This is a genomic window from Okeanomitos corallinicola TIOX110, from assembly GCF_038050375.1.
Taxonomy (GTDB): domain Bacteria; phylum Cyanobacteriota; class Cyanobacteriia; order Cyanobacteriales; family Nostocaceae; genus Okeanomitos; species Okeanomitos corallinicola.
The window spans coordinates 1,842,490-1,855,437 of record NZ_CP150886.1; the positions used below are offsets into that span (position 1 = coordinate 1,842,490).

At 36.1% G+C, this 12,948-nt stretch carries 12 protein-coding genes; 4 read left to right on the forward strand and 8 right to left on the reverse strand.

Features of this window, described 5'->3' with window-relative positions; genetic code table 11:
• The first annotated feature begins 28 nt into the window (after positions 1-28).
• Together WJM97_RS08010 and WJM97_RS08015 are read left to right on the forward strand one after the other, a co-directional pair.
• Complete coding sequence (locus tag WJM97_RS08010; protein WP_353932516.1) at positions 29-1,552, forward strand: polysaccharide biosynthesis C-terminal domain-containing protein; 1,524 nt, start codon at positions 29-31, stop codon at positions 1,550-1,552.
• A gap of 22 nt (positions 1,553-1,574) precedes the next feature.
• On the forward strand, positions 1,575-2,117 hold the full coding sequence (locus WJM97_RS08015) for a nucleotidyltransferase family protein (RefSeq protein WP_353932517.1): 543 nt from the start codon (positions 1,575-1,577) through the stop codon (positions 2,115-2,117).
• Between the two features lie 468 nt (positions 2,118-2,585).
• Here WJM97_RS08015 and WJM97_RS08020 read toward each other — a convergent pair whose 3' ends face one another.
• On the reverse strand, positions 2,586-4,997 hold the full coding sequence (locus tag WJM97_RS08020) for a tetratricopeptide repeat protein (RefSeq protein WP_353932518.1): 2,412 nt from the start codon (positions 4,995-4,997) through the stop codon (positions 2,586-2,588).
• Between the two features lie 252 nt (positions 4,998-5,249).
• Here WJM97_RS08020 and WJM97_RS08025 point away from each other — a divergent pair, with 252 nt between their 5' ends.
• Positions 5,250-5,705: a ubiquinol-cytochrome c reductase iron-sulfur subunit gene (locus tag WJM97_RS08025; RefSeq protein ID WP_353932519.1), complete on the forward strand. Its 456-nt coding sequence runs from the start codon at positions 5,250-5,252 to the stop codon at positions 5,703-5,705.
• Positions 5,706-5,890: 185 nt separating this feature from the next.
• On the opposite strand, the gene WJM97_RS08030 is transcribed toward WJM97_RS08025, so the two are convergent.
• The 5 genes from WJM97_RS08030 to WJM97_RS08050 form a co-directional block, all read right to left on the reverse strand.
• Positions 5,891-6,799, reverse strand: coding sequence for an MBL fold metallo-hydrolase (locus WJM97_RS08030; protein ID WP_353932520.1), 909 nt, complete (start codon positions 6,797-6,799; stop codon positions 5,891-5,893).
• 11 nt (positions 6,800-6,810) lie between these two features.
• Positions 6,811-7,194, reverse strand: a complete 384-nt coding sequence (gene panD / locus WJM97_RS08035) for an aspartate 1-decarboxylase (protein WP_353932521.1) — start codon at positions 7,192-7,194, stop codon at positions 6,811-6,813.
• Between the two features lie 237 nt (positions 7,195-7,431).
• A complete protein-coding gene (locus tag WJM97_RS08040; protein WP_353932522.1) occupies positions 7,432-7,944 on the reverse strand; it encodes an inorganic diphosphatase in 513 nt (170 codons plus the stop codon).
• A 235-nt stretch (positions 7,945-8,179) separates the two neighbouring features.
• Positions 8,180-8,368, reverse strand: a complete 189-nt coding sequence (locus WJM97_RS08045) for a hypothetical protein (protein ID WP_353932523.1) — start codon at positions 8,366-8,368, stop codon at positions 8,180-8,182.
• Positions 8,369-9,174: 806 nt separating this feature from the next.
• Positions 9,175-10,146, reverse strand: a complete 972-nt coding sequence (locus WJM97_RS08050) for a DUF362 domain-containing protein (RefSeq protein WP_353932524.1) — start codon at positions 10,144-10,146, stop codon at positions 9,175-9,177.
• Positions 10,147-10,258: 112 nt separating this feature from the next.
• Between WJM97_RS08050 and WJM97_RS08055 the strand changes: the two genes are divergently transcribed.
• Positions 10,259-10,912 carry a Uma2 family endonuclease gene (locus WJM97_RS08055; protein ID WP_353932525.1) on the forward strand — a complete coding sequence of 218 codons (654 nt, stop codon included), beginning with the start codon at positions 10,259-10,261 and terminating at the stop codon, positions 10,910-10,912.
• 38 nt (positions 10,913-10,950) lie between these two features.
• On the opposite strand, the gene WJM97_RS08060 is transcribed toward WJM97_RS08055, so the two are convergent.
• Together WJM97_RS08060 and WJM97_RS08065 are read right to left on the reverse strand one after the other, a co-directional pair.
• Complete coding sequence (locus tag WJM97_RS08060; protein ID WP_353932526.1) at positions 10,951-11,400, reverse strand: DUF29 domain-containing protein; 450 nt, start codon at positions 11,398-11,400, stop codon at positions 10,951-10,953.
• Positions 11,401-11,529: 129 nt separating this feature from the next.
• Positions 11,530-12,933, reverse strand: a complete 1,404-nt coding sequence (locus WJM97_RS08065; RefSeq protein ID WP_353932527.1) for an aspartate ammonia-lyase — start codon at positions 12,931-12,933, stop codon at positions 11,530-11,532.
• Positions 12,934-12,948: the final 15 nt, after the last annotated feature.

Consider the following 12,948-nt stretch of genomic DNA (forward strand, 5'->3'; position numbering starts at 1 on the left):
AATATTTAATCAATTTAATACCAATACAATGCAACGAACCGGACGCTCAGTAGTCAACTTCGCCACAGGACTGATGCTACAAGTGATGACACTGGGCATAGGTATATTTAGTACACCTCTTTTACTCGGTTGGCTAGGTGATGAACGCTTTGGCGCCTTTCGCGCGGCCACTGATTGGGGTAATTATCTCAATCTCCTAGAATTAGGTATTAGTGGCTCATTAATGGCACTACTAGCAAAAGCTGTAGGTATTGGAGAACGTCAACAAATCCGCCTTACCCTAGCCACAGGAATCACAACCTACTTGAAAATCATGATAGTCATGATACTGGCAGGTTTAGGATTAGGTATATTCATCACCCAACTTGTACCTGTAAAAGGAGTTTTAGTCAGTGAACTACAAACAGGCTACTGGTTAGGATTTCTGGCAATTTTCCTACTACCATTAAATCCCTTTAGACTATTAGCAGATGCCAGTCAACGTGGTTATTTTGCCAACGTTTTTATCATGTTTCAAAGCCTGTTAATTACTGGGTTGGCATTATTACTGGCATCCAGGGGATTTGGTATTACAGGTCAGTATATAGCTGTACTTGCTGGCAATATTGCTTTTCAACTCTTGATGTCCTGGGATGGGTTGCATCGCTATCCTGATGTTGTATTGGCAATTAAAGATTTAAAAGCCCAAAAACCTATAGAAAAAAAACTTTGGCAACTCAACTGGTCAACATTTGCCCTCAGACTTTCAGGTCAATTTGGCTTATTTACAGATAACATTATCATCTCTTATATTCTTAATCCGGCAACAGTTGTACCATTTTTTGTTACTCAACGTTTAGCATCAATCGCACAAACACAAATACAAGGTATTGGTAATGCTACCTGGGCAGCTTTAGCTGACCTCCATGCTAAAGGAGAAATGGAAAAATTTAATGCTCGGTTGATTGAATTAACCAGGTTAGTAACAGTAATGGGTGTAACGTTTATGGTGAGTATTGCGGCCTATAACCATCACTTTATTAAATTATGGGTCGGAGAAGACCGTTTTGGTGGTGATGGAATTACCCTACTTGCTACCTGTAATGGTTTATTACTAGGACTTTTATCCCTTTGGTCATGGTGTTTTAGTGGTACGGGGAAGCAACCTGAATTAGTTCGTACTGCTACACTTTCCGCTGCCATTAATTTCGTGACCAGTATTATCTGTACTCAAGTTTTCGGCATTATTGGACCACTATTAGGTACTTTTATTGCATTTACAACAGTTAGTTTGTGGCAGTTACCTTTATTAATGCGGGAAGGTTTTGGTACATCTTTAAAACAACTGTTTATAGCAGTTGCCAAACCTCTAGCAGTTGGTATTCCTTACGGTTTAGTAATTTGGTTGATTGCTAAAAATCACACTCCTTGGGGGTGGTTAGGGTTAGCTGCGGAAATGAGCTTAACTGCGTCTATTTATCTTGTTGTAGCTTGGTTGTTAATTTTGAATAAATCTGAACGTCAACAATGGATTGATAGATTTAGTATGTTGTTCTCTAGATTTAAGCGTTAGTCTATTGTTCATTTTTACCACCATGAATCATCAAACCCATTTACAAACTATTCTCTCTAATTCAATTATCGGGACTGTTTTACCACATATTTCTCAACTAAACTTACCTAACTGGTGGTTAGCAGGGGGAGCAGTACGAAATACTGTTTGGTGTAACCTATTTGGTGAAGAATGCCAGTTATTTATTAAAGACTTTGATATTGCCTTTTTTGATTTACAAGGCCACCGTGAACAAGAACAGAGAGCAAAATCAACTCTAACTACACAATTTTCTGACCATGAATTTGATGTCAAAAATCAAGCTAGTTTTGGTCGCTGGCGTGCAGGTACAACAATATATCATAGTACAGAAGATGGTATTAAAGATTGGTTGCACACTGCAACTGCTGTAGGTGTATCTATAAATAAGAAAGGAGAATTACAATTCTTCGCACCCTATGGTTTAGATGATTTATTCAGTGGTATTATTAGACCAACCCCCACGCATATGAATGATATCAAAGCAATAGATAAAGCAGATGGATTTATAGAAAAGTGTAATAGACTGAAACTTATATCTTTATGAAATGATGCAAAGATAAAAACGTATTTTATCTTGTTTTTGTTTAGTGATTATAGACAACTTACAGATAGAATCTGTAATTTCCCATATATTCCCACATATGTTATTCTATCAATATCAGTAATTTCCTATATTTTTTATCCTAGTCAAATAAAAATCATAAATAATCAAGCCGAACCACAATTATAGATATTAGTCAACCTTTCTTGAGGCATATTTTTTTATATCTTTAGATAGATTTACTATAATAGAAATATGTAATATCTTCATATAGTGAGATATTAATAAGATTTCCATCACTGGAAGCTAGGGTGTTGTAAACAAGTTTTTTTATCCAATTGCAGCTTACCCATACACTAATTTCTCTAGTAAATATTCCTCTCTTCAAAAGAGGCATTAATGACTTCAAATTACCCCTTGTAGTTTCTCGTGAACATAGAAACTATAGGGGGTATTTTTTATTAATAACAACTAACTTCTAGTTAATTGTTGAAAGCTTTCTTCCGTATTAATTTCATCAAAATCTATATCTGTCGCAGCATCTTCTTTATAACTTGGTTTAAGCTCAATTGCTTTTTGCAAATTCTCTACAGCTAGTTCAACTTCTCTCTGTAGTGCATAACAAGCCGCTTTATTATAATAAGCACTAGCATAATCTGGCTTAATTTCTAATGCTTTATTGAAATCAATAATTGCTTCGTCATCTTTTCCTAATCTCACTAAAGTATAACCACGTTTATCCCATGCTTTGGGGGAGTTAGGTTGAACTTCTAAAGCTTTATCAAAGGAAATAATTGCATCTTCGTAACGTTCAATTTCTATTAAAGACAAACCACGATTTAACCAAGCTACTCCATCATCTGGTTTAATTTGCGTAGCTTTATCAAAACAATTAAATGCTTCTCTATGTTTGCCTAAATTACCACAAGCAACACCAATATCACACCATGCTTGATGGTATTCTGGGTTAATTTTAATAGCTCTATTATAAGACATAATTGCGTCTTTAAAGCGTTTTAACTTATTCAAAATTAAACCACGTTTCAGCCAAACTTCTGCATTATCAGGTTGAATATCAACAACTTGTGCATACATAGCTAACGCATCCTCGTAGCGTTTTTCTGAAAATAGTATTTCTGCTTCTTTAAGATAGTCATCTGTAGAAACATCAGGTTCTGGTGGTTGTGCTACTTTTTCTGTTACTTTTTCCTGTTCTGGGATAACTTGAGGAGGGTTTTCTGCTAATTCTTGTAAAATAGCATCTTTGCGTTTTTGAGCATCTAGTTTTAATTCTGCAAATTGTTCTACAAATTCTGATTCTAGGTTTTCTAATTTTTCTAAGTTTTCTAAAACACTTAATTTTCTCTTTTGTACATCAGTTTGAATATCTGAAAACTGACCAGTAAATTCATCACTAGAGTTTTTTAAACTATCAATAATTTGTTGTTGACGTAATTCCGCATTGTTTTGTAATTCTGTCAGTTGTTTGATAAATTCGGATTTTAAACTTTCTAAGTTTTCTAAAACACTTAATTTTCGCTTTTGTACATTAGTTTGAATATCTGAAAACTGACCAGTAAATTCATGACTAGAGCTTTCTAAATTATCAATAATTTGTTGTTGACGTAATTCCGCAGTATTTTGTAATTCTTTGATTTGATTAATAGACTCTAATGCTAACTTGTGTAAATTCTCTGTAATGAGAACTTGCTGTTGTTGAATATTTTTTTGTACATTAGTTTGAATATCTGAAAATTGACCAGTAAATTCATGACTGGATGTTTCTAAATTATCAATAATTTGTTGTTGAAATAATTCCGAAGTATTTTGTAATTCTTGGAGTTGATGAGAAAATTCTAACTGTAATTTACCCAAAGCATCGAATAAACTATTTTTTTGACTTTGAGCATTAGCTTGTAAATCAGCAAGTTGTGATTGAAATAAATTATTTAATTGTTCTAAGTTAGAAATAAATATATCTTTTTGATGTTGAGCGTCTGACTGAAATTGAAATAACTGATCAGTAAATTCTGAGCGTGACTGTGATATACTTTCAAAAGTTTGTTCTTGTTGCTGTAGCGTTTCTACCTCCCAACCATGCAGTCGAGATAACAATTGAGAACGGGATGCTTCAATGTCATTCACAGCAGATTCTTTCTGATTTTCAACTTCTGACCTTAATTTATTAAACAATGAAAATAACTCAAGTTCTAATTTTTTGATATTTTCAATGGTAATTTTCTGTTGTTGAGCAGATAATGTGACTTGTTCTAATTGAGTATTTAATTTAAATTCTAAATTGCTGATGTTTTCTTGAGCAGATTCAACTTCTCGTTCTAAAGCTGTTAAAAATTCTTGTTTTGATTTGGGTAAATCAGATAAAAGGATAGATAAATTTTCTTCTTCACCTTGAATTGTTTGTTGAAGTCTGTTCACTTCCTGAGTTAATTCCTGGGTGAGATTTTGAGATGTTGTAATCAAATTTTCTGCTTCTTGGTTAACAGTAGTTAATTTAGTTTGCAGCTTTTCTATTCCTTGTACTTGCTGCATTGCACGCTCAACAACTTCCCGAATTATAGCTTTCCTCAATAACCATAATGTTGTAATCAAAACCACTGGAAATAAACTTAAAATAGTTAACCAGATATTAAGTAGGGTATTCGTGCGAGAAAAAGCACGCTCAAAGTCTGAATGTACTTGCTTTTGAGTTATATTTTCCTGTCGTAGTCGGTTTAATTCTTCTCTTTCTTGATTTGATAATACCTGAGCATGAGCGGATAGTTCCAGTTTTCCACTAATAAAACCTGTGGATATCAGCAAGGGAGATAATAAAATGGCGATTTTTAAAGCTTTTTTGGAAAAAATGGTTTTTTTTATGTTCATAACACCTTCCCTATCCCTTAGTTAGTTTTTGCGGCGGTATGTCTATGATAGATGATGGATGTGGGGTTTCTGGATTTTAGGGTGGTTGTCTGGTGTGAGCAGATTAGGGGAGTGCATTGGTGACAAGTTAAGGCTGTAAGTCCTTATTTATAAAGTGTATTGATTCTATATCTTGATTAAATTCAAGACAATATGAAATTTATCAGTAATAATAAGTGATAGTTAAAAATCAAACCAAAAATAACAGCATCTATGAAAAGACGTGAATTTTTCAACTGGGTCGGTTTAGGGTTATTAGCAAGTTCCTTACCTGTAGCAATAGCAGCTTGCACTAACGACTCTAGTACAACTGCATCTTCCCCCTCAGAAACTGCTGCTACAAAAACTACTGCTGAAGACTGGCAGAAAGTTGGTACTGTAGCAGAACTAGATAAAACAGGACAATTGTTAGTAGAAAATTCCCCTATCGGTGCTGTGTTGGTAGTTGGTACATCTAAAGAAGCAGAAAACTTAACTGCGGTTAACCCTACCTGTACTCACAAAGGTTGTACTGTGGAATGGAAAACAGATAAAGATAGGTTTGTTTGTCCTTGTCATGATGCGATATTTACTACTGAAGGAAAAGTTAACGGGGGTCCAGCACAAAAACCTCTAAAAACCTATTTAGCTAAAATTGAAAGTGGTTCTGTACTTGTGAAATCAGCTTAGAACAAAGATTCCTACGAATTGAGTAATTTTAAAATTTGTCTTCAAATCTACTGAACTAGGTAAATAAATTTACTTAGATAATTACAGCCTAAAATTTCACTTAGGCTACTATTTAAAATTTTTAGCGATCGCACAACCTGATCGCCGTTACTTATTTACTACTTTTTATCACTGTCAGCAATAACCTATTCTTCATTTCCTATGTGTAATACCATTCCTTCACAAGCTATTAAAACATTAGGAAAATTTGACTTAACTTCATTTTGAATATTGTCAAGAAAGTCGTCATCATCATCGGGGTGATGTTGAGATATTACCAATCTTTTCACATTAGCCATCTGCGCTAAACTTACTGGAGTTTTCCATAATAATTCAGCATATTCATGATTTTTACCAGTTGGTGGAGTATAAGTTGCATTGGCGATTAATAAATCAACATCTTGGATAAGTGGTAAAATCTGATTCTGATCTTGCATATCCAGACTTTTGTGTAAATCTGTGATGTAGGCAACGCTATAATCACCCCAAGTCATCCGGTAGCCAATTGATCTTTGATTTTTATTAATTACTGCTGTTGTAATTTTCACTTCACCTATTTCTAATGTATTGCCCGGTGTCAGGTTATGAAAAAGTAACTCTGACTGCATTACCTGGAGAGGATAAGGAAAGTGGGGTTGCAACATTTGATTGCACAAAGATTGTTTAATAGATGCCCCATTCGATGCGGCTGTACCGTACACATGAAAACAATTGTCGGTGACAAATGCTGGGGCAAAAAATGGAAATCCTTGGATGCGATTTGATTGGGAGTTAGTAAAAAATAAATGGGCTTCTATCGGTTTTTCTTGTTCTTGCCATGTTTTACCCAATACACGTAAGCCCGTACCTCCATCAAAGATAAAGCGTTGCCCTGCTACATATATTTCTACACAAGCAGTATTACTACCATAACGGCAAGTATGGCTGTTTGGGGTAGGTGTTAAACCACGTACACCCCAGAACTTAACCCAGAAATCCCCTCTCAGGTGATGGAAAGAGGAATTTAATGGATTATTAACGTAGCTTTGGGAATCAGAACGCTCAAAATTTGACATTTTCCTTGAAATTAGAGCTTACTGAGCAAATCATCGTAGTTTCGTACTTCCTGCATCCGGTTTTTTTCATCCACAATGACGACTGTGGGAGAGAATTTGTTTAATTCCTCTAGTGTAAACTGCCCATAAGTCATTATAATCAGGCGATCGCCAATAATGCCTAGACGTGCTGCCGCCCCATTTAATTCAATCATCCCTGAGTTGGCTGGGGCTGGGATTGCATAAGTAATAAAACGCTGGCCATTAGCATTATTCACTACTTGTACTTGCTCGTAAGGTAAGATACCAGCTTGATCTAGAAGAACTTGATCAATGCTGATACTACCCACATAGTTAATGTTTGCCCCTGTGAGGGTACAGTTGTGAATTTTAGCCAAAAGGAGAGTGCGTTGCATTTCGTTATTTCGTTTGAGGTTGTTCTGCAACAACCAAGGGTAGTTGAAGTCTATTTATTCTATGGATATTTATTATAGATGGTAACATCCGTAACTGGTAAGTGGTAACTGGTAATTCAATTTTAGATTTTGGATTTTGGATGGTTCTTACTGAAATAAACTCTCATCTGCAACCTCAAACCTACAATTTTCTTACCCAGTCCCCAGTCCCCAGTCATCAGTCCCCATTACCCATGATTATTTCTGAGCAGCAGCAACAAACTTTTCTACCAATGGTAAAACCTGATCTACATTTTGCCAACCGAGAATTTTTGTCACTTTCTTTTCCAAGTTTTTGTAAGAACGGAAAAATTCAGCGATTTCATCTAAACGGTGACTGGCTATATCTTCTAAGGATTTTACATTGGCATAACGTGGATCTTTGTCGGGAACACAAAGAATTTTTTCATCGCGATCGCCACCATCTATCATTTCCAAGAAACCAATAGGTCTAGCAGGAATGATACAGCCAGGGAAGGTTGGTTCATCCATTAGAACCATCCCATCCAGGGGATCGCCATCATCAGCTAAGGTATTGGGTATAAACCCATAATCATAGGGGTATTTTACAGAGGAATAAAGTACCCGGTCTAGGGCAAAAGCGTTTAATTCCTTATCAAATTCGTATTTATTTTTACTTCCGCCTGGAATTTCAATCAATACATTAATCACACCCGGTTTAGGTTGGGCAGGAATAAGAGATAAATCCATAGCTACACTCCTTGGCTAAGATAACATTTTAATGAATTTAGGCAGAACCGAGTTTAGTTCCCCGTGTAAGATTTTAAGGCAATTGTGCATCTGTTCCCAAAGTCTTTCTTTAAAAAGCACAGATCCCCGATTAATAATTAAAACCGGAGATCTTGGTGTGTGGCTAGGCCACAATGGTTAATGATGACTAATATATGATTGCTATGGCATATTTAAAGTTTTGAGGTATTAACACTTATTTTCTACCTCTGGCTAAGTAATAGGTAAGGAACTCCTGATGATGCTGTACATCAGGGGAAGAAAAGTGAGAAATGATAAATAAGGGTACAATAAGGGTTGCTAGTGCGATTGTTGTTCCCAGTATATCTGCCAATCGTTGGGAGTATGTGTCGGGAGGTTTGGCAGACTGGCTATTTGAATTCATACAAAAATTTTTTTTGTTCCTATCACTTGTAGTTCCACGCTCTCAAAGAGAGTATTGATCCTATTCTAGCTATTTTTCTCAATTAAAATCTTGTGTTGCTAAAATTGTTATCCGGTTTGGAAACTGGCACATTGTGTTTTTATACATGACTGGTTTGCTACAGATAAAATATCAAAAACCTGAATCTTTTCTTAGGTAAATAATATCCTTCTCAAAGGCTGTTGACCTCAATCAGAGTTGCCTAGTTTTGTGATCATAATCACATAATCACCTTGTGCTTTTAATTTTGAGTTTAATAACTTCGTCGGAAAGTTTTGATACCTCCTAATCATAACACATTAACAAGGGTGCTGTGAGGTTAATTGAGCTTTTTTTAATTAGGTTTGATCAACCAGAAAATTTGCTAGACTCACATTTTATACACTTTGTGTTGATAATTACTCAAATGTATATACAGTAAAGCATACAAGGATTCCGGAAAACTACTCCTAAAAAATCGTGGCATTGTAACAGGACTTACCCCACAGATGAGGAACTTCCAAATAACAATACCTTGTCCAAATTGGAAAAACTATTGATTCTTAGGTTGGGTTGGGGAACGTTAACTTATCCCTGCGGGACACTGGGTGAACGCAGAGCAATCAGCATGAAACCCAAAAAATGGACAAGGTATTGGTAAACAACTAATTAATCATTGAGTTAGTGGGGGGAGAATAACCTGATGGTCTGGACTAGATGTAGGAATTTGATCCTTTATTTTTTTGGAGTTCCTTAAATTTGGGGGTTTTGAGGATATCTCTCAGCTTTTAACCTTTGCTGTAAGCAGTGATAGGTTCTTTGATGAAGCGAATATAAAGATGCTTGAATGTGGATCTAATTACACGAGGCATAGCAAAATCAATAGGTATTAACTTATCTGGTAAACGCCAATCATCAATTTGTAATAAATCAGGGGATAAATGGGGAAATTCAATTTCACTTAGTTCTGGACAAATTCCCAACCTTTGAGAAGCGGTAATGGTGGGAACTTGTAAAGGATTAATTTTGAGAACTGCCAACATTGTCCGATCTAAAGCAAATACATTATCTGATGCTGCTAAAACTCCTAAATCACGAGGTTCACCGCCACTTGGACCATTACCTTCGTGACCAATAATACCATCTAAAATGGTTAGATTTGGGTTAATTGCCCTAGCCGTTTCTACTAACATTTCCCCAAAACGATTAGCATCTTTACCTGCTTCCATATGCCACCAGGCCTTCATTTTTCCAGGCACACAACCAAACAGATTTTTTACCCCTAAAGTTACAGTTAATTGCATATGAGATTTAACTTTAGGCAGATTGATAATTACATCTGCTTCCATCGTTTCTTTTGATAGTAACAGATGATTAAAATTATCATTTACGGTTTGATAACGTTTTCCATGAAATTCGACAATAGGAATATTCAACTCCTCTAAAATAGGTAATAAACCATTAGCTATAGCGACACCTTTTGCACTACCAAAAGCGGGACTATCTCCTAAAAATGGTTTACCACCAACTTCTATCACCATTTCTGCCACAGCACGGACTAATTCAGGACGGGTAGTACACTCTTTAGTAGGACGAGAACTGGTGAGTAAATTAGGTTTAAGAAGAACACGGTTTCCGGGTTTTACAAAAGCTGCTATGCCACCTAAAGGCTCTAACAGCGTTGTTAAGGATTCTCTTAAAGCCTGTTGTTCGTAAGATTTAGCCTGAATTAAACTAACGGATGGTTGTTGTGTCTGCATAATTAATAAATAATTGTCTTATTATCTAACAATATAAACGATATTTAGATAAAATCAAGGTAAACAAGTCCATAAAAATCTTCCCATTGTCTTCAACAAGAGGTGAAAAACAATGACAACATCAATTTCATCACCAGAAAAAACAGAGATTATTTATCCAGATAGCGATGGCGAACTAATGGCAGATAATACTAAACAATTTCGTTGGATTGTGACAATTCAAGGAGGAATAGACGCTTTATTTAAAGATAACTCAGAGATATTTGTTGCAGGTGATTTGCTTTGGTATCCGGTAGAAGGAAATAACAAAATTCGTCAAGCACCAGATATCATGGTAGTGTTTGGTAGACCTAAAGGTGATAGAGGTTCTTATCAACAATGGAAAGAAAATAATATTGTTCCTCAAGTAGTGTTTGAAATTCTCTCTCCGGGAAATAGATTTCCAGAAATGCTGAAAAAATTTAAGTTCTACGAAACCTATGGAGTAGGAGAATATTATATTTATGATCCAGATACAGGAGAATTTTTTGGTTATATTCGTTCTGAATCAGAATTAAAACAAATTGAAGAAATAACAGGTTTTATTAGCCCACTTTTAGGAATCAGATTTGAAATAGTAGATGGAGAATTACAAATATATCGTCCAGATGGGGAGAAATTTCTTAAATATGTGGAGTTGGAAGAAAAGAGACAGTTGGCAGAAGCAAAAGCAGCAAGATTAGCAGAGAAATTAAGAGAAATGGGGGTGAATCCAGAGGAGATATAAAGATTTGAGATCCCCGAATTTTTAAATAATTTGGGGATTTAGATTGGCCACCATTGAATATCGAGTAATTGCTGAAGAAAGTAAGGAGATACTGAAGGAAAAACAACGGAATTTTGAGTTTTAATTTTCACAAATCCTAACGCATCTTTATAAATTGAATCTAATTCAGATTCTAAATAATTACGTAGGTTTGTATTAAGTCTGCGATTTAATTGTGTTCTGAAAGTATAAATCTCTCCTTGCCAGTGAACTGCATTACTTTCTTGTTCAATAGTCCAATATTTAAGTAGTAATAAATGCCGGATAACCTGTTCTAAAAGACTCGCTACAGCACTTTTATCTCTTCTACCAAAATCTTCCAACTCCTCAATTAAATTCTCTAAATCCAAATTTCTAAACTGCTGATTTTTCAATAATTTAATAGTTTCTTCCAACCATTGAGAATCATCTACTTCATAGAGTTGTTTTAAATCATGAATAGTTTTCATAACTCCCACCTCAGACGAGCATTATCATTATATCATCTCTGTGTTCTCTGTGCCTCTGTGGTTCGTTTCTTATTTAATTCAAAATAGTTAATTATTTCCAGGGTTTAGCAATGCTAAACCCCCACAAAATTAGAGAGGAACAATAGAACTCATTTGTTCCAAATCTAAAACATTAGCTAATTCCTCCTCAGTCATTAAACCCTTTTCTAAAACAATTTGCCGGAGAGACTTTCCAGTTTCTAAAGATTCCTTAGCTACAGCAGCAGCGTTAAGATAACCAATGTGAGTATTTAAGGCGGTAACTAATGCTAAACTACCTTCTGCATAATCTAAACATCTTTCTTTGTTGGCAGTAATTCCTTGAATACAACTGTTAGTTAAGGCAGAAATTGTATTACCTAAAATTTCAATGCTGTGAATTAAATTGTAAGCGATGAGAGGCATCATCACATTTAATTCTAACTGTCCTGCTTGTGCCGCTAAGACGATCGCATTATCATATCCCATCACCTGAAAACATACCATTGATGTCATCTCTGCCATGACTGGGTTATATTTTCCCGGCATAATCGAAGAACCTGGTTGGACTGGAGGTAGTTGAATTTCCTTAAATCCGGTTTTGGGGCCTGAATCCATTAACCGCAGGTCATGAGAGATTTTAACTAGATCCTGTGCTAAATTTCTTACTGCCCCGGAAACATTCACAAACGCACCCATACTTTGCATGGCGGCCATTAAATGGGGTGCTGGTTCTAAGGGTATTTCTAAAAGTTGGGAAAGCACTTCTATCACCCGTTGACGATATTGGGGATGGGTGTTCATTCCTGTACCGGCGGCGCTACCACCTAAACCGAGTACCATTAAATCCCCGGCGGCAATGTATAATCTATTTTGGTGTTCTGTGAGGATTTGCGCCCAAGCCTGGAAGTTTTCACCTAAACGCACAGGTACGGCATCTTGTAAGTGAGTTCTTCCAGATTTAACAATATCTTGAAATTCCACTGCTTTGGCTTCTAGGGTAGAAATTGCATTGTCTAAAGCAGGTTGTAGGGTTTGGGAAAGTGCTAATAAACCACCGATGCGGATAGCGGTAGGGATGACATCGTTGGTAGACTGTCCGTAGTTGACATGATCGTTGGGACTAACCCGCTTGTAGTTGCCCTTTTCATCTCCAAGAAGTTCTAAAGCGCGGTTAGTGAGGACTTCGTTAATGTTCATGTGGTGGGATGTTCCTGCACCGGCTTGGTAAACATCAACTACGAACTGATCACGGAGTTTACCTGCTAAAATTTCATCAGTTGCTTGAATGATAGCTTTACTAATGTCTGCGGGAATACAATTGAGTTCACCGTTAACGATAGCGGTAGCTTTTTTGATGTATAAACCTGCGTTGATGTAGGTAGGTAGGGGTTTTAAACCACTGATGGGGAAGTTTTCGATCGCGCGTTGGGTTTGAATACCGTAATATACGTTATTGGGGATTTGGCGATCGCCCATTGAGTCCCGTTCAATGCGAAAATCTGTATTAGTCATGGTTTGCTGTGGATA